This window comes from Rothia endophytica (assembly GCF_928381505.1).
Classification (GTDB): Bacteria; Actinomycetota; Actinomycetes; order Actinomycetales; family Micrococcaceae; genus Rothia; species Rothia endophytica_A.
On sequence record NZ_CAKMSJ010000008.1, the window covers coordinates 76,548 to 94,515 of the forward strand.

Sequence of the window (17,968 nt, forward strand, 5' to 3'; positions counted from 1 at the left end):
GATGAATATCGAACGTAATATCACCCCCTACATCGTTTTCTCTGAGGATCCGGTATTAACCGCTCTGCAGAAGATTTCTGCCAACCAGCAGCGCATTATCTTCCTGGTCAATGAGTCAGGCTACCTGCAGGGCGCCCTATCTGACGGGGATTTCCGCCGCTGGCTCATCGCTAACCCGGCTGCCAGCCTAGAAACTTCAACCTTTGAGGTCGCCAACCTCACCCCCAAAACCGCTCCCTTCGGGGCATCCCCTGCAGAGCTCCAGGGTGAGTTCGCCCAGGGAATTTCCCTGCTACCTCTGGTCGATGAACGTGGGCACTTGGTCGCTATTGCCGTGGACGAGCAGAACGTGCTGCGCATTGGGCGAACCGAAATCTCTGAGGACTCACCCGCCTTCATCATTGCCGAGATCGGCAATAACCACCAGGGCGATGTCGACTTTGCCAAGCGCCTGGTTGACCTGGCCGTTGAAACCGGCGCTGATGCCGTGAAGTTCCAGCTACGAGATATGGACGCTCTCTACCGCCAGGCTGGCTCAAAAAGCGCTGGCGAGGACCTTGGCGTGCAGTACACCCTTGATCTGCTGCGTCGCTTCTCATTTAACGTTGATCAAATGTTTGAGGTCTTTGACCACGTCAAGCAACACGATATGGACATCATGTGCACCCCTTGGGACGCTCCCTCGGTACAGGCACTGGTGGACTACGGTGTGCAGGGCCTGAAGGTAGCATCTGCTGACCTCACCAATCACGAACTTCTGCGGGATATGGCTTCTCGTGGTCTGCCTATGCTGGTTTCAACCGGTATGAGCCGTGAGGAAGAAATCCGTGAATCGGTCAATCTGTTGCGTTCAGCTGGTGCTTCCTACGCCCTGCTCCAGTGCCAGTCCACCTACCCGGCGCCTTTCAAAGACGTCAACTTGGCTTACATGGACCGTCTGGCTGAGATTGGTCAATCCCTGGTGGGCTACTCTGGTCACGAACGTGGTTACCACGTGCCCATTGCGGCTGTTGCCCGCGGCGCAAAAATCATTGAAAAGCACTTCACCACCGATAAGACCCTGGAAGGCAACGACCATACTGTCTCGTTGCTACCAGAAGAATTCAAGGCTATGGTGACTCAGATTCGTGAGGTGGAGGAGTCCATTGGCACCGCAGCGCCTCGTGAGGTTTCCACAGGTGAGCTGATGAACCGCGTCAACCTCGCTAAGTCACTGGTAGCTACTCGCACCATCGCTAAGGGAGAGGTCGTCTCAGAAGCCGATGTTGAGGTTAAATCACCAGGCCGTGGTCTGCAGCCCAACTACCTGCCTCAGCTGGTTGGCCGTACCATGCAACGTGAGGTTGAGGCTGGTAGCTTCTTCTTCGAGGGCGACCTCAAGGATGACCTGGTCACCCGCCGAGATTTCAAGTTCGACCGACCTTGGGGTCTGCCAGTTCGTTACCACGACTACAAGCCGCTGATTGAGGACACCAAGCCTGACTTCCTGGAATTCCATTTCAGCTACAAGGACCTCGAAATCAATATCGATGATGTCTTTGACCGCAAGTTGGGCATGTCCTTTACCACCCACCTGCCCGACCTCTTCGCAGGTGACTTCTTGGTCGACCTGGCATCCCGTGACCAGGAAATCTGGGAGCGCTCCATTGCTGAGGTTCAGCGCACCATTGACATTACCCGCGACCTGACCCGCTACTTCACCCTGGATAATGACCCCATCATGGTGGTTACCATGGGTGGCTTCACTAAGGACGGCCACATCGCACCGGCAGCCCGTGCCGATAAGTATGAGCGTATCGGTGAGGCGCTGAAGCACCTGAATACCTCCGGTGTGCGCCTTTCTGCGCAGACTTTGCCCCCTTACCCCTGGCTCATGGGTGGTCAGCAGTTCCACAACCTCTTCCTTGACCCCGAGGACACTGCCGACTTCTCAGACACTTACGACATTGAGCTCTGCCTGGATATCTCTCACACCATGCTGGCAGCTAACTTCCTCAAGATGCCACTGAGCGAAGCCGTTGAGCTTCTCGCACCGCGCTCTAACCATCTCCATCTAGTGGACGGCGTCGGCGTGGACGGCGAAGGCGTGCAGGTCGGTGAAGGCGACGTAGACTGGGCAGCCTTAGGGAAGCAACTGCGTAAACTCAACCCCACTGCCTCCTTTATTCCTGAAATTTGGCAGGGACACGTCAATAACGGTGAGGGCTTCTTCACCGCACTTGATCGGTTGGAAAAGTGGCTGTAAGCCATTCTCAGCCGGTGGCGCTCCACTGCGTACCGGTTCCAGGCTTTGGTGGGGTAGCCCGGCACGTTAGCGATATCGCTAAGGCCGGGCTACCCGGTTACCGCCTGGTTGTGCTCTGCCCTCCTGGTGCACTGTCTGCTCAGCTTAAGGAACTGGGAGCCGAAGTGTTGGAAGCAAACTTTGGTACGGATGCTGGGTTCACAGCGTCCCTACGTACCCTCACCAGCATCATCGAAAACCTGCAGCCGGCTATCGTACATAGTCATCTAGCCTATGCAGATGTGGTGGCAGCAGCCGCCGTCAATAGGCTCAAAGCGCGCAGACTCCTGCAGCGTTCAATCCACGCCCCCAGACTTTTTACGACTGAACACGGTATCGCAGGGGACGACGCGGTGTACCACGGTTCTCCCTGGCGCTCACGCCTGATGCGGGCGGTACATCGGGTTCGGCTCTGGGGTACAGATGGAGCACTCGCTGTTTCACAGTCCACCTCTGACCAAATGCGGCGTCAGTGGGGCGCACGTCAAGTGGGTGTGCTGACCAACGGTATCGACCTTTCTGGAATATCCAAGGCTGTTGTGACCCACCGAGTTGTTGCTGATGATTATCAGCTACGGGTTCTCTCGCTCTCACGTCTAGCTCCCGAAAAAGGGCTGGATGTTCTGATTGAAGCCTTCTCACAGCTACACCAGCAGGTGCCGGGTGCATCCCTTGAGATAGCTGGTGAAGGTGAGATGTTGCCCCAGCTTCAACAGCAGGTGAGGGATCTTGGCTTGGAGGGCTCAGTCAATTTTTCTGGTTTTGTTGACCCGATTGCTGCTATGAGCCGCTCAGATATCTTGGTTCAGCTTTCGGTCTGGGAGAACTGCTCCTACACTCTGCTGGATGCCAAGGCCGCTGGCCTTAAGGTAATCGCAACAGCGGTGGGAGGTAACCCAGAGATCCTTTCGGGTGCTGAGATGGTTCCGTCCTTAAGACAGATGACTCGCGACGTCGCTGCCTCGCTGGTTGCCAAGAAGGTTCTAGAGGCACGGGATCTACCTAATACAACATTCGAATGGACTACTACAGAAGAGATGACCAGCCACTTGGCTGATTACTACGGGGAGGGGGCAAGATGTCTATCATCGGAATAAGTGATGAAGGAAAACTGACTCTGGCGCAGAAAACCATCGGGCAGCAGGTCAAAGATTTGGGCCAGCGCGCCAAGGTTGAGGTGTCCCAGGTGCGCGTTCCTGAGTTCCTGCTTTTCGCTTCCCTACTTTTTGGGCAACCAGTTCCAGGGGTTGGATTACCGTTTAACCAGCTCTTGGTTTTCGTCATTGTGCTGTACGCAATGACCCACAAGCCGCTTTTCTCAACAGGTAAATGGTCTCATCTCTTCATCCTCTTCGGCGCTATATTGATCTATATTGCTGTTGTCTCCGCGTTCGCTGACCCCAGTGAGTACGCGGCAAACTGGACAAGACGCTGGTTGCGCCTTGCGGTATCTACCCTCCTGATTTATGTCATAGCAGTAGGTCAGATTCACTTACGGTCAGCGATTTTAGGCTACTCAACTGCGCTGGTCGTCAACGCGGCGCTCTTCTTCGCAGGGATAGCCCCCGACACCTACGGCGGCTATCTGACCGGTTACTTGGGCGACAAAAACTTTGCGGGCCTAGTTCATGCGCTTTTTGCCCTCCTAATCATGACCGCATATACCAAAAGATGGCAGCAGGTCACAGTTTTCTTGATTTCCTGTGGGCTCTTATGGACGACTGGTTCACGTACCTCCTTAGGCGCCCTAGTCTTTGCCTACCTTTGGATTCTTATCGCTCCCCGGCTTATTCCTGTGGCTAAAGTAGCTCTGCTAGGTGTGTTTTGGTGGCTTCTGGGGTTCCTCACTGAGGACTACTCCCAGGCTGAGGTTTTCGGCGACCGCATAGGCTCTGACGAGCTGCGTGAGCGCATTGACACGATGTCGTGGGCTAAGGTTCAAGACACCGGTTTCTTCGGTCAGGGACTGGGGGAAGCCTATGTCTACGATGTGATTGATGAACGAACTTGGTTCTTCCATAATTCTTACTGGTCAGCCTTCGTGGAGGGCGGCTGGCCCTGGGCTGTAGCACTGGCTGCAATTACCCTTTTCGTTGCAGTACGACCTCTGAGTAAGAACCCCGGGTGGAATAAATATCAAATCGTAGCCCAGGGTCTCGGAATCGCTCTTCTGGTGTGTGCCCTACGCTTGGGAGAGGTTTTCTATACGCTTCCTTGGGCCATCTGCATGGGGTATGTATTGCGTGTAGCTATTACAGCTAGATACGAAAATAACAATATGTTCGGATACGATCGAATCATCGAAGAGAGAAAATTCTGATGCCCCCGAAACCAGATGTATCTGTCATCCTGTGTGTAAGAAACGGCGCTGATGTCATTGCACGTCAGCTCGACGCCCTAGACAGCCAATCAGTCAGTTGCACATATGAGGTCATCGTAATCGATAACGGCTCGTCTGATGATACGGTCAAGGTCATTGACAGGGTAATCAAGGATTCAACCCATCTGAAAAAAATATGCAGACTCATCGATGGGGCTGATGCTTCGGGGCTGCCTCAATCGAGAAACCTTGGGGCTCAGCACGCTGAGGCAGATATTTTGGCGTTTTGCGATGCCGACGACAGGGTTGATGCTGAGTGGGTTCAATCCTATTTCGATGAACTGAACCATCAGACCGCCTTGCTCGGAGGAAAGGTGAACCCCGTTGATGAGGCTGGGCGAGCCGTCTCTGTTGGGATAGGAGAGGGGCTTGTAGCTACCCCCTACCTACTTCACGTTCCTGGCTGCAATTTTGCAATCAACCGGCGAGCCTATTTTGAAGTTGGTGGCTTCGACGAGGGACTACCTCGCTATGGTTTTGATGACGTTGATTTTTCATGGCGGGTTCAACAGGCAGGCTATGCAATCAACTACGTTCCTGGAGCCATAGTCGACTTTACCGTGAGCAGTAACAGTGCCTCCATCAAAAAACGATTCTATCTCGGCGTAGGGCGAGTTTTAATGGCCCGCCGTTACCCGAGCTACGATAGTAACCCTTATAAACTTCTCCCGACAGCCGGTGAAGCGCTGCGACAGACATTTGATTTTCTGTCGGACACTTTAAAGACAAAAGGAATAAACCGAAAATCTGCTTCTCAACTTGTTGCACAATACGGCAGAGTTTACGGTTCCATATTGTATCGAGGAAAAAATTATTGCCCAGCGCCCCAGCTTCTTAAGTATCAATAATGAATATAGTAATTGCTACTAATAATGGTGATATTGGTGGTGGGGAAGTTATGCTCCTGAACCTTGCCCGAGTAATACGTGCACTGGGGCATAAGGTAACGGTGTTAGGCCCTGCATCACCTGATGAGCTGCTTGAATCTGCTCGGGACGAAGGTTTCACCACCCTAACTTTGCCTGCGACGGATCGAAAGAGCTACATGATCCAGTTGCGAGCTTGGCGTGCTCGCAACCGCAAGAGCTTACTGTGGTGTAATGGGCTGGTACCCTCCCTTGCAACAGCCGGTGATACAAACCGGATCGTTCACCTTCACCAGCTCCCTACCGGTTCTCAAAAATATGCCTACTGGTTAGCAAAAAAGGGCGCTCGCGCTATCTTAGTCCCTAGCCACTTCGTAGCTTCTAAAATCAAGAACTCAACCGTCTTTGAAAACTGGGTTACAGAAGTACCGCAACCTATCGCCAAGACACCACCTTCTTCACCTATCCGAGTTGGTTTTTTAGGATGCCCATCTCTTATCAAGGGAACCAATACCTTGGCTGTAGCTCTTAGCTCCCTCAATTCTGAGGCAGCGAATTCCTATCAACTGGTTGTTGGCGGCACCGCAAAATTTGTTGACAACGCGAGCCAGAATCAAGTGATGGAGTCTCTTCTAGATCTTGGCGATCAGGTGGAGCTACTGGGGTGGGTGACTCCTGAGCAACTTTTTGCTCAGACCGATTTACTGGTTGTGCCCTCTGAAGTTGATGAATCATTTGGGCTTGTTGCCGCTGAGGCGATGAGCGCCCGTCATCCCCTGGTTATCTCTAATGCAGGTGCTTTGCCGGAGGTAGTGGGGGAGAGCTACCCCTGGATTTCTCGACAAAAAGATAGCGAACACCTTGCTGCAACTGTGGCTTCCTTGGCAGAGCAACTGCTGGCCAACGACCAGCGGCTGGATGAAGTTCTCTCTGAAAATTACTGGCGTTGGCACGAGCTGTATTCCCCCGACGCCGGTAAAGAACGAGTCCGCCGTCTGCTGAAAGACCTAGAAAGCTAAATTCTTATGAGTACCTATTCAGCTGCCGTCATTATTCCTACACGTGGCGGAGCCTCAAAACTTCACTACCCTCTGGACGCTCTTGAACAGCAAACAGAGAAAGACTTTCAGGTTATCGTCGTTATTGACGGCGATATTGATGCGTCAGCTTCAGTAGTACAGAGCTACATTGAACGCTCAACACTGAGTCTTTCTATGATTGTTTTTGACGAGAACCGGGGCCGGGTGGCAGCGCTAAATGCTGGACACTTAGCTGCTGATGCTGAGGTTCTCATCCGCTGTGATGATGATTTGCAACCATCACCTGATTATGTAGCTCAGCATCTTTCCCACCACCTCGCTGGGGAAGAAACTGGCGTTATTGGAATCTATCAAAACATATTGCCTGATACTCCCTATGCCAGGGTGTACGGTCGGTACCGCGATGCAAAATTTAGGCAAGATGCCTATTTAGCGCCCTCAGACCGCCAGTGGATGTACTGGGCTGGTAATGTCTCTATGTCCCGGAGTCTTTTTCACCAGCTAGGCGGCTACGATGAGGCTTACCGCCTGTATGGATGGGAGGACGTTGATATGGGATATCGGTTGTACCGTGCTGGTGCAAAAATTGTGATTGATCCTCAGCTCGCGACCCCTCATCATGTTGCCGCAACCACTACAGCTATCCGAGCTAAACGCGCTCTTTACTCTGGAGCAGCCCGAAATATCTTTGTACGTCAGCATGGAGAGAACGTCTTGGGGTCTGCTAACCCTCAGGGCTTTTGGGGTCTAGCCGTGAAAACGGTAGCTAAATTTTCCACGGAAACTAATGTAAAGTATTGGGGAAATGCCATAGACACTGTCGCTGATAAACTTCCCCCACGGCTGGCTGAAAAATTGATCTCCCTAATAGTCGAGTCAGCCAGCTATGCAGGGGTGACCCACCCCCAACGTGCACAGAAGAACTTCTAACCGAAAGAACATGCTCTCTATGCGTTCTCGCGCCACCATTGGTGACGGCCATACAGCTGGCACAGCCCCCATCGCCATAGCTCATGATTATCTCACCCAGCGCGGTGGAGCTGAAAGAGTTGTACTTGCTCTTCACAAGGCTTTCCCCGATGCCCCCATCTACACCACACTTTACGATCCTGAGAATACCTACCCGGAGTTCAAAGAGTGCCAAATAATCACCTCACCTCTAAACCGTTTTAAGGTCTTTCGCAAAGATCACCGCCTGGCACTCCCATTTTTGCCCTTTTTCTCTGGTCGTATGAAGGTTGATGCCCAACAGGTGGTTGTGTCAACCACCGGGTGGGCCCACGGTTTCGACGTACCGCAGAATGCCCTGGTCTACTGCCACTCACCGGCGCGATGGATCTACCTTACAGATCAGTATTTGGGCAGCCGTCTGAATAAGGGCCTAGCCCGAATCTTTAAGACGATGAGACCTTTCCTTCGCCGTTGGGACAGGGCTGCTGCTATGAGACTGCCAAACTATGTGGCAAACTCAAGCACCATTCAGCAAAGAATCTTCGACGTCTATGGCAAAAACGTTGATATCATCTTCCCTCCTTACTCCATGCAGGACGGGGAGCAACGAGAGCCGATTGCCGGTCTCGAGGATTTCATGGAGCGCGGCTACTTCATGATTGTTTCGCGGCTACTTCCCTACAAAAACGTCCAGCATGCGGTAGAGGCTTTTTCAGGTCTTGACCAACAGCTACTAGTAGTGGGTGCCGGCCCTATGCTGGATGAGGTCAAATCAATGAGCACCCCAAATGTAGCTTTCGTATCCAATATTTCTGACGCCCAAATGCGCTACGCATATGCAGGCTCAACAGCCTTACTAGCTGTGTCCCACGAGGATTTTGGTATTACCCCTCTTGAAGGTGGAGCTTTCGGCAAACCAACCATCGCACTCCAAGCCGGGGGCTTTCTCGATACTATTTCTGAAGGTATCAACGGTGCTTTTATTAATACTCCCAGCGCTCAAGATATTAGAAAAGCTGTCCAAGAATTAGATTCGCAGCAGTATTCAGCAGAGGCTATCAAAGAGCATGTTAAGAAGTTCAGCGAAGAGCGGTTTATCGATCAGATGAAAGCTCGTTTGGCTCAGACCTCTTAGGATCCGTTAACACGCTGTAGAAGTCCCTGATTGAGAAGAGAGTCGAGGAAAACGAGAACGCTTTCAGCAACGGCCTCGCGCGGCAATCCGTAGACATCGCTGATTTCAGTAATAATTTCTTCGGTACTAGCTGGCTGATCTAAAATTTCCCAGATGACTGTGCTCGGGCCTTTGAGCACAGCAATCTCAGATGTCAGAAGATTAGCAAGATACGACGCGTCGTCGTAAGGTTCCGAGCATTCAAAGCCCATGATGAAAGCTGTGTGCGGGGAGCGGCATAGTTTTTCTGTCACGATAATACTTTCCCTACTTTTCCCACACCCGAAAACGGCTGAAAAACTTTTCCCGGATTTCTTGAGGGCTAGGCTGGTGCCCCAGCTCCATGGCTAGATGGTCTCTGTTGACTCTAAGAATGCTGAGCAGAACCCTAGCTTTTCCCCGTAGACCTTGAGCGTGCTTGAACCGTGCTCTCCACTTAAGATGAATGGGTGTCTCTTCTGACACCGATTTCCATAGAAGGTAATCCGGGTGCTTGTTGAATTGCTCTAACTCACCAAGCGCTGCTGCGAAGGCTAATTCAGCCCCCAGTTCAGGCACGCGATCCCTCATTGCTTGCCAGTCTGCAGACGTTAGAGAGCTGTGCAAATGGTTGATGTCAGAATTGATCTGGGCTGCAGATCGGGCGCCGTGAACTACAACAAATATCCTGGAGTCAACCAAGGATGGTAGAAAACAGGGATAGTGAGCGATTTCGCGTATCCTGCGCTTCTGCCAGAGCATCTCAAAGACAGAGCCTTGAGCATCCCCGATTCCAGGAAAATAACGGTGAATATCGGCCAGACCCCACGAGCCGTGATAAAGAGTCATGGCATGCTCGAAGATAGAACCTGTCTCAAAGTGGGCCATAATCTCCCACCCATCTGCTAAGGCCGCATCCACAAGCCGGTCCAAGTGCTCTGGGCGCACTAAAATATCTACATCTGTGCTGTTTCTACCGGAGTAATAGACCTCCTCAGCGAAAGCGTAACCCTTAATGTGCAAGACATCTATGTGGTTGCGCTCAGCTAAATGCTGGAAGTAAGCATGTGACAACTGCATACGGATCGGTAGAGGCATATCAGTGCCCTCGGAAGGTGAAGAAGCGGGGTTATCAGACATGGCGCCTAGTACATCTCAAAAGCAGATAAGTAAGTGGTTACAGTTTATGCCAGCTTGCTCGTGGAGCATAGCTGGCATAGACAGAGATAGACCTGAGGTCTTATGAAGGACGAAGCTGAGGGCTAAATTTCAGATTTGGCCTTCTTTTTAGCAGAGCGCTTGCTCCCCTTTTTTGTTTTTTCGTCCTGGCCGTAGTAGCTGGCGTAGGCCCCATTGGAACTGTATGCAAAACCGTAGTAGGAGTTGCCCAGACCGGTGCGAGGCGCACGGTTAATGACCAGGCCAAGAATGCTGGCTTGGACAGCCCGCAAGTTCTTAGCTGCTTCAGCCAAGTTCTCTTTACGGGTTTTGCCGACAGTACCGACGAGTACAACACCGTCAACAGCAGTGGACAACAGGGCGGCATCGGTAACTGGAAGTACCGGCGGGACGTCAATCACCACAGTGAATTCTTGTGATAGCTCGTGAATGAGCTTGCGCATTTTATCTGAACCTAGGAGCTCTGAAGGGTTCGGGGGAATGCGTCCAGCTGGAAGGATGAACAGCTGCGTATCTTCGAACTCTCGCACCGCATCTGCCAATTCAACCTGGCCAGCCAGCACCTGAGTAAGGCCCACCTTTGAATCAACCTTGAACTTCTTAGCGATGGTGGGACGGCGTAAGTCAGCGTCAATAATGACGGTGGGCTGACCAGCATCTGCTAAAGCGCGAGCGAGTGAGGCAGAGACGGTTGACTTACCTTCACCGGGTTCTGCAGAGGTGACGATTATCGAACGAGGAGGATTATCTACGTTGACGAAGCGCAGGTTGGTGCGCATCTGGCGGATGGCTTCCTGCGAGATATGGTCATTCTTAGCGTGCAGAATGTTCTCTTCGCTGAGTTCTTCCGAAACCGGTAGAACGCCAAGCACGCCCGCATCAGCGGCTTTGGTGGCGTCATCGCGAGTGCGGAGCTTAGTGTCTACTGTGCGGCGTAGCATCACAGCGGCCAAAACTAGCGCGAACCCTAAGCCAGCTCCTATCAAAATGAGTTTAGCTGTATCGGGGCTTATGGGGGAGGGGTTAAGAGTCGCATCCTCGAGTGGAATCACCCTGACTGAGCTAGACCCTTCAAAATCGTTGACAACCTTAGCCACTGCTTCTAGGGAGCTATTAGCAAGCGCCTGGGCAGCTTCGGGGCTAGAGGCAGTCGCTGAGACGTTAATCAGAGCGGAGTTTGTGTCCACGTTGGCGTTGAGATTGCCCTGAATCTCGCCACGAGTAAGGTTGAGCTCAGGGTTGGCTGCAATAATCTCATCAGCAACAGCAGAGCTCTTGATAAGCGAAAGGTAAGCATTGGCTTTTTCTTTAGCTGCAGCTGAGCCAGAAATGACATCATCGATACCACTGCCTTCACCTACGGTTACATAACCGGTAGAGGATGAAGCGTAGACGCGGGGCTGTAGCAAGGAATACCCGAAGCCGAGGAGGGCGCCGACAAGCAGGCCGATGAGTAAGAGTTTGAGATTGGCGCGCAACATGCGCAGAAAATCAAGGATGGTCATAGAAACCTATATCTAGTGCAGGTGAGGGGGATATATTAGTCATTGATTTTATCAGTGAGGAGCGCCGACAGGGAGAGGGGTCTTTGAACGATTGAACACAGTCGGTACGCCTTGGTGCCCTAATCGGAGGGAGATTGGAAAATCTCTGACCGGTTACTTCAGGAGATTGAGTAAGTACTGACCGTAGCCACTCTTGATGAGAGGCTGCGCAATCTCTTCAAGCTGTTCGTCACTAATCCAACCCATGCGCCACCCAATTTCTTCAGGCGAACCAATGGAGAGCCCTTGCCGAGCCTGGACGGTGCGGATAAAGCTAGTAGCGTCAGCCAATGAATCGAAGGTGCCGGTATCGAGCCAAGCGGTGCCACGGGGGAGCACTTCTACCTGCAGTTTGCCCTGTTCAAGGTAGACCCTATTGAGATCGGTAATCTCTAGCTCCCCGCGGGGTGAAGGCTCAATGTTCTTGGCGTACTCAACAACATTGTTGTCATAGAAATATAGCCCAGGAATAGCGTATTCACTCTTGGGCGCCTCAGGCTTCTCTTCAATGGTGATTGCATTGAAGTTCTCATCAAATTCGACAACGCCGTATGCGGTCGGGTCAGCTACACGGTAGCCAAAGACTGCTGCGCCGTCGACATCGCTGTATTTACGCAACTGATTACCCAGGCCAGGCCCGTAGAAGATATTGTCGCCCAGGACAAGTGACACGGAGTCCTGGCCGATGTGCTCTTCGCCCAGGAGGAACGCCTGCGCGAGCCCGTCGGGGGAGGGCTGTACGACGTAGGAGAAGTTGACGCCGAACTGTGAACCGTCGCCCAGCAAACGCTGGAACTGAGCTTGATCCTGCGGGGAAGTAATGATGAGGATGTCTTGAATCCCAGCCAACATCAGCGTTGAGATGGGGTAGTAAATCATCGGCTTGTCATAAACCGGGGTGAGCTGCTTGCTAATGCCTAATGTGATGGGGTGAAGGCGTGAGCCTGTGCCACCCGCGAGTAGAATTCCCTTCATCCTTTTATTGTGGCATGAATGGCAGTGTTTTCACCCCCAAGCCGCAGCAATAAACACCGTGATGTACCTTAGTCTGGTTACATGGGTAAAATTCTTGTGACCGGCGGCGCGGGCTTTATTGGTTCTAATTTCGTGCACTACCTGTTGGAGAATACCGACCACAGTGTAGTAGTGCTCGACAAGATGACGTACGCAGCGAACGAGATGTCTTTAGCGGGTCTGTCTGCAGACCGTTTTGAGCTAGTCAAGGGCGATATCGCTGATATGGATATCGTTGATCCCCTGGTGAAGGGCGCAGACGCAGTAGTACATTATGCAGCGGAGTCCCATAACGATAACTCCCTGAATGACCCCACCCCCTTCGTCCACACCAACCTCATCGGAACCTTCACACTTTTGGAAGCTGTACGTCGGCATAAGACGCGCTACCACCACATCTCTACCGATGAGGTTTTTGGGGATCTTGAACTTGATGATCCCGCTAAATTTACCGAGACTACTCCCTACAACCCTTCCTCCCCCTATTCCTCCACTAAGGCAGGGTCGGACCTATTGGTACGCGCCTGGGTGCGCTCCTTTGGTATTGAAGCAACGATTTCTAACTGCTCCAATAACTACGGCCCTTACCAGCACATTGAGAAGTTCATTCCACGCCAGATCACCAATATTTTGGCGGGTATTCAGCCCAAGCTCTACGGTGAGGGTCTGAACGTACGCGACTGGATTCATGCCTCAGATCACTCATCAGCAGTGCATACCATTCTGGAGAAGGGAAAGATTGGCGAAACTTACCTCATTGGTGCAGATGGGGAAGTCAATAACATCACCGTTCTGCGCTCAATTCTTCGCCTGATGGGCCAGCCCGAGGACGCCTTTGAGCATGTTGTTGACCGCCCTGGTCACGACCTGCGCTATGCCATTGACGGTAGCCGACTGCGCGCGGAACTGGGTTGGGAACCTCAGTTCACTAACTTTGAAGCTGGCCTCAAGGACACCATCGCCTGGTACACCGATAACCGTGCTTGGTGGGAACCCCTCAAAGCTGAGGTCGAAGCTAAGTACGCTAAGGCTGGTCAGTAATGCCCAAGAACTTGACTGTTCGTAGCACTGATATTCCTGGGTTGCTGGTTATTGATATACCTCAGCACGGCGATAACCGTGGCTGGTTTAAGGAGAACTGGCAGCGCGAGAAAATGGTTGCCGCTGGCCTGCCTGATTTTGGCCCTGTGCAGAATAATATTTCCTTCAACGCTACTGCTGGAACAACCCGCGGCATCCACGCTGAACCATGGGATAAGTATGTTTCTGTGGCAACAGGTCGCATCTTTGGCGCCTGGGTTGACTTGCGCGCTGGGGATTCCTTCGGCGCAACCGTAACCGTGGAACTTGGCCCGGATACCGCTGTTTTTGTGCCCCGAGGCGTCGGTAATTCCTTCCAGACGCTTGAAGACAACACTGCCTATACCTATCTGGTGAATGATCACTGGTCAGCAGATGCAGTGGACGGCTACAAGTTCCTTAACCTAGCGGACGAAACGGTGGCGGTGCCCTGGCCAATTTCACTGGAGAAGGCAGAACTGTCGAACAAAGACAGAGCCCACCCACGCCTTGCCGAAGTAGACCCCCTGCAACCAGCACCTTTGTTAGTGGTCGGCGCTAACGGTCAGCTGGGGCGTGAGCTCGTACAGCAGCTTGAGGCTAAGAGCACTCCCTACATCGCTGCTACCCGAGAGCAGATTGATTTGGCAGAGCCAAGCGCCTGGGTGGAGGCTTACCGTTGGCGCTCGCTGCGGGGCATTATTAACGCAGCAGCGTATACCGCCGTTGATGCCGCTGAGACTGAGCAAGGCAGAGCGCAAGCATGGGCAGCTAACGCGACCGGTGTGGCTGCATTAGCCAGAATCGCTGATGAGGCAGGCATCCCTCTGGTGCATGTTTCTACTGACTATGTCTTTGACGGTAGTCTGCCTTTTGGCCAGGAGTACACGGTGGATGCCCCTGTAGCACCATTGGGTGTTTACGGTCAGTCTAAGGCTGCCGGTGAAATGGCGGCTCGCAGCGTAGCGCGACACTACATTGTGCGTACCTCCTGGGTTATGGGGGACGGCAAGAATTTTGTGGACATCATGAAATCATTGGCGGAGCGCGGCGTAGACCCCACAGTGGTAGCTGACCAGCATGGGCGCCCCACCTTCACCGAAGATCTGGCTGGCGCTGTTCTGCACTTGATCGAAGCAGACTGCGACTACGGCACCTATCATGTGTCTAACACGGGTGAGGTCATCACCTGGGCCGATCTCGCAAAAACCGTTTTTGAGGCAACTGGCCACAGCCCAGATCGGGTGACCCCGGTGACTACAGAGCAGTACTTTGCGAAAGCTGAGGTGGCCTCCCCACGGCCCACCAACTCTGCGATGGACCTGTCAAAAATCATTGAAACAGGATTCACCCCCAGGGATCATAAAAAAGCTTTGATGTCCTATCTCGCTTAGATGTGGTTATCCTGCTCTCAGTAGGGCGTCGTGCGGCAGCTCACCAGGTTGTCGGCGGCGTCCTGCCTTGTTTAAGCCTAAAAAATCAGTAATACTGGAGGGGTTGCCTTCATTGGCAACAAGCCAAGGCAGTGGAATGCTGGCGGGAAACCCCGGTAGGTCCGTAACTGACGGTGGCTGGTTAGAAATCGATTTCTGGCGCCAGTTCACTCTATAACTTGGCGCATCATCTCTAACCAACGAAAGGAATGCACACATGTCAGGTGCAGAAAAAATTTCAGCTAACGTCCGCGATGACTTCGGCAAGGGCTACGCACGTCGTATCCGCATGGCAGGCAACATCCCCGCCGTCATTTACGGCCACGGCGAAGACCCCAAGCACGTAGTACTGCCCGGTCACCAGACCACCCTTGCAGCTCGTACCCCCAACGCTATCTTCGATCTGGACATCGAAGGCACCAGCGTTCTGGCTATGGTCAAGGACATCCAGCGTCACCCCATCCGCCCCGAAATCCAGCACATGGACCTTCTGATCGTTAAGCGCGGCGAGCGCGTCGAAATCGAGGTCCCCCTGCACGTTGAGGGTGAGCCCGTCGTTGGTGCTGTAGCTAACCAGGAAGAAACCGTTCTTCTGGTTGAAGCTGATGCTATCAAGGCACCCGAGTCAATCACCGTTAACATCGAAGGTCGCGAAGTAGGCGCACACGTTCTGGCATCAGACGTTGAACTGCCCGCAGACGTAACTCTCGTTGCAGACGCTGAACTGCTGATCGTCAACATCTCAGAGCCCGAAGAACTTGACGTTCCCGAGCCCGGTGAAGAAGGCGAAAACGCTCCTGAGGGCGACATCGTTGAGGCTACCAAAGAGTCAGATCAGGTTGGCGAATCCAACGATTCAGACAACTCAAAGCACTAATGCTTTAAAGCACCTGGTGGCGCTCTAAGCCGCAGGTACTAGTCAATGCCCGCGCACTTGCACCTAAAATGTACAGTGTGCGGGCATTGATATTTTGAGAGAACCATGAATTTTTTGAGAAAACTTCTTAAGCCGAAAGAGGGCGTTAAAGTGGCTGATACCTGGTTGATTGTGGGTCTCGGGAACCCGGGTTCCGAGTATGAAAAAACAAGGCACAATATTGGTCAGATGGTGGTCGATCAACTAGCCCGTGAAATTGGCGGTTCTTTCAAGAGGCATAAGTCGCGTGCCCAGATTCTCGAGGGACGTTTAGGGATTGGTGGGCCTCGCGTAATTTTGGCAAAGCCGCTCACCTACATGAATACCTCCGGTGGACCGGTGGCAGGCCTTGCCCAGTTCTACGGTATCGACCCTGATCATATTATTGCCGTCCACGATGAGTTAGACATCCCTTTTGACACCGTCAAACTCAAAATGGGCGGGGGAGAAGGTGGGCATAACGGTCTACGCGATATGACCAAGGCCCTGGGCACGAAAGACTACTACAGGGTGCGTGCGGGCATTGGACGCCCACCGGGACGCATGCAGGTATCAGATTTTGTGCTCAAGCCCTTCAGCTCAACTGAGAGCAAAGAGCTTCCTTTCCTCATCTCGAATGCTGCTGAGGCTGTGGAGGTTCTCATCAAGCAGGGCCTCCTCGATGCTCAGCAGAAATTCCACGGAGCCTAGTTCTCCTTCCTGCTCCTCTAGAAAGCCGCACCTAACTACCATTTTTCTCAGCTGCGGAATAGGCTATAAAAGTATGCCGTTATAGAGGCAGAGCTATAGAAAGGGTAGACACGTGGCAACCGATTACCGTACCTCACCCGGTGTACCGCTTACCGACGATTTGGTGCGCGAACTCCGCAAAGACTTCCCCATCCTGGAGCGCACCGTCAACGGGAGCCCTCTCACCTACCTTGACACTGGCGCCACCAGCCAAAACCCCCTGCAGGTACTAGATGCCGAGCGAGACTACTACCTCGGAGCCAACTCAGCGGTTCACCGAGGAGCTCATACACTCGCCGTCGATGCAACAGACGCTTTCGAGGACGCCCGTCGTACCGTAGCAGGTTTCATCAATGCTACAGAAACAGAACTTGTCTGGACTTCTAACGCCACAGAAGCTCTCAACCTGCTCACCTACAGCTTCGCCAATGCCTCACAAGGTATAGGTGGCCAGGCTGCTGCCCAATTCGCATTGGGGGAGGGGGATGAAATTGTCACCACCGAGCAAGAGCACCATGCCAACATCATCCCCTGGCAGATTTTAGCTGAGCGCACGGGAGCCACTCTGCGGCACATCCCTGTAACCAATGAGGGGCTCATCGACTATGAAGCTGCTCAGACTGTTATCGGTGACCGCACCCGCGTCCTTGCCTTTACCCATGTCTCCAACGTCGCCGGTTCGGTGACCGATGTCGATCTTATGGTCTCACTGGCCCGTAAGGTCGGTGCGATTACTGTGCTGGATGCCTGCCAGTCAGTGCCTCACATGCCGGTGGACATAAAGAAATTGGACGTCGACTTCGCGGCCTTCTCTGCTCATAAGATGCTAGCTCCCACGGGCATCGGAGCGCTCTATGGCAAAAATGAGCTGTTGGAAGCTATGCCTCCCTTCCTCACCGGCGGTTCAATGATTACCAAAGTGACCATGAACGAAGCCCAGTGGATGCCTGCTCCCATTAAGTTTGAGGCCGGCACCCAACGCGTCTCTCAGGCTGTAGCATGGGCAGCTGCTGTGCGCTACCTGGAGCACCTAGGCATGGATCAGGTGCATGCCTGGGAGTCCCACCTAGGGCAGCTCTTGGCCGAGGGGATCTCTGAAATTCCAGGTATTCGTCTCATCGGTCCAGCTGCAGGCCAGCCCCGAGCAGGTCTTGCCGCCTTCCACGTTGAAGGCGTGCACCCTCACGATGTAGGCCAACTCCTCGACGAAAAAGGCATCGCGGTAAGAGTCGGGCACCACTGTGCCCAGCCTCTACACCGTGCCCTGGGGATCACCGCCTCCACGAGGGCTAGCGCCTACATCTACAACACCGCAGAAGACGTTGAGCGGTTCTTGAAACAGCTATCAACCGTGCGTGCATACTTCGGTTATTAACAACAAAACCCCGGGGTTAGAGCACCAGCTGATACCCCCTAATTT

At 53.0% G+C, this 17,968-nt stretch carries 16 protein-coding genes; 12 read left to right on the forward strand and 4 right to left on the reverse strand.

Going from position 1 to position 17,968, the window contains the following annotated elements; genetic code table 11:
- The first annotated feature begins 1 nt into the window (after position 1).
- Genes L6990_RS09670 through L6990_RS09700 form a run of 7 tightly spaced genes read left to right on the forward strand, consistent with a single transcriptional unit; the run spans position 2 to position 8,656 of the window.
- On the forward strand, positions 2-2,245 hold the full coding sequence (locus L6990_RS09670) for an N-acetylneuraminate synthase family protein (protein WP_237203915.1): 2,244 nt from the start codon (positions 2-4) through the stop codon (positions 2,243-2,245).
- Positions 2,236-3,381, forward strand: a complete 1,146-nt coding sequence (locus tag L6990_RS09675) for a glycosyltransferase family 4 protein (RefSeq protein WP_237203916.1) — start codon at positions 2,236-2,238, stop codon at positions 3,379-3,381. The genes L6990_RS09670 and L6990_RS09675 overlap by 10 nt, the downstream gene beginning before the upstream one ends.
- Positions 3,363-4,604 (forward strand): hypothetical protein, encoded by a 1,242-nt coding sequence (locus L6990_RS09680; protein ID WP_237203917.1) that lies wholly within the window; start codon positions 3,363-3,365, stop codon positions 4,602-4,604. Before L6990_RS09675 ends, L6990_RS09680 begins: the two co-directional genes overlap by 19 nt.
- Positions 4,604-5,512 carry a glycosyltransferase family 2 protein gene (locus L6990_RS09685; protein ID WP_237203918.1) on the forward strand — a complete coding sequence of 303 codons (909 nt, stop codon included), beginning with the start codon at positions 4,604-4,606 and terminating at the stop codon, positions 5,510-5,512. Before L6990_RS09680 ends, L6990_RS09685 begins: the two co-directional genes overlap by 1 nt.
- The gene (locus L6990_RS09690) at positions 5,512-6,549 is read left to right on the forward strand and encodes a glycosyltransferase family 4 protein (protein WP_237203919.1); all 1,038 of its coding nucleotides are present in this window, start codon (positions 5,512-5,514) and stop codon (positions 6,547-6,549) included. The genes L6990_RS09685 and L6990_RS09690 overlap by 1 nt, the downstream gene beginning before the upstream one ends.
- 6 nt (positions 6,550-6,555) lie before the next feature.
- Entirely contained in the window at positions 6,556-7,500 is a 945-nt protein-coding gene (locus tag L6990_RS09695; protein WP_237203920.1) for a glycosyltransferase family 2 protein, read from the forward strand.
- Between the two features lie 19 nt (positions 7,501-7,519).
- On the forward strand, positions 7,520-8,656 hold the full coding sequence (locus tag L6990_RS09700) for a glycosyltransferase (RefSeq protein ID WP_237203921.1): 1,137 nt from the start codon (positions 7,520-7,522) through the stop codon (positions 8,654-8,656).
- Here the strand turns inward: L6990_RS09700 and L6990_RS09705 are convergent.
- The 4 genes from L6990_RS09705 to rfbA form a co-directional block, all read right to left on the reverse strand.
- Entirely contained in the window at positions 8,653-8,949 is a 297-nt protein-coding gene (locus L6990_RS09705; RefSeq protein WP_237203922.1) for a PqqD family protein, read from the reverse strand. The genes L6990_RS09700 and L6990_RS09705 overlap by 4 nt on opposite strands.
- 13 nt (positions 8,950-8,962) lie before the next feature.
- Positions 8,963-9,814, reverse strand: a complete 852-nt coding sequence (locus tag L6990_RS09710) for a nucleotidyltransferase family protein (RefSeq protein WP_237203923.1) — start codon at positions 9,812-9,814, stop codon at positions 8,963-8,965.
- Positions 9,815-9,936: 122 nt separating this feature from the next.
- A complete protein-coding gene (locus tag L6990_RS09715; protein WP_237203924.1) occupies positions 9,937-11,358 on the reverse strand; it encodes a polysaccharide biosynthesis tyrosine autokinase in 1,422 nt (473 codons plus the stop codon).
- A 153-nt stretch (positions 11,359-11,511) separates the two neighbouring features.
- Complete coding sequence (rfbA, locus tag L6990_RS09720) at positions 11,512-12,372, reverse strand: glucose-1-phosphate thymidylyltransferase RfbA (RefSeq protein ID WP_237203925.1); 861 nt, start codon at positions 12,370-12,372, stop codon at positions 11,512-11,514.
- An 81-nt stretch (positions 12,373-12,453) separates the two neighbouring features.
- Between rfbA and rfbB the strand changes: the two genes are divergently transcribed.
- From rfbB to L6990_RS09745, 5 genes are all read left to right on the forward strand, one after another.
- Complete coding sequence (gene rfbB, locus L6990_RS09725) at positions 12,454-13,452, forward strand: dTDP-glucose 4,6-dehydratase (protein ID WP_237203926.1); 999 nt, start codon at positions 12,454-12,456, stop codon at positions 13,450-13,452.
- Positions 13,452-14,864, forward strand: coding sequence for a dTDP-4-dehydrorhamnose reductase (rfbD, locus tag L6990_RS09730; RefSeq protein ID WP_237203927.1), 1,413 nt, complete (start codon positions 13,452-13,454; stop codon positions 14,862-14,864). The genes rfbB and rfbD overlap by 1 nt, the downstream gene beginning before the upstream one ends.
- A 256-nt stretch (positions 14,865-15,120) precedes the next feature.
- Positions 15,121-15,780, forward strand: a complete 660-nt coding sequence (locus L6990_RS09735; protein WP_237203928.1) for a 50S ribosomal protein L25/general stress protein Ctc — start codon at positions 15,121-15,123, stop codon at positions 15,778-15,780.
- 150 nt (positions 15,781-15,930) lie between these two features.
- Positions 15,931-16,509, forward strand: coding sequence for an aminoacyl-tRNA hydrolase (pth, locus tag L6990_RS09740; protein ID WP_237203929.1), 579 nt, complete (start codon positions 15,931-15,933; stop codon positions 16,507-16,509).
- Between the two features lie 112 nt (positions 16,510-16,621).
- Positions 16,622-17,923 carry a SufS family cysteine desulfurase gene (locus L6990_RS09745; RefSeq protein ID WP_237203930.1) on the forward strand — a complete coding sequence of 434 codons (1,302 nt, stop codon included), beginning with the start codon at positions 16,622-16,624 and terminating at the stop codon, positions 17,921-17,923.
- Positions 17,924-17,968 lie beyond the last annotated feature (45 nt).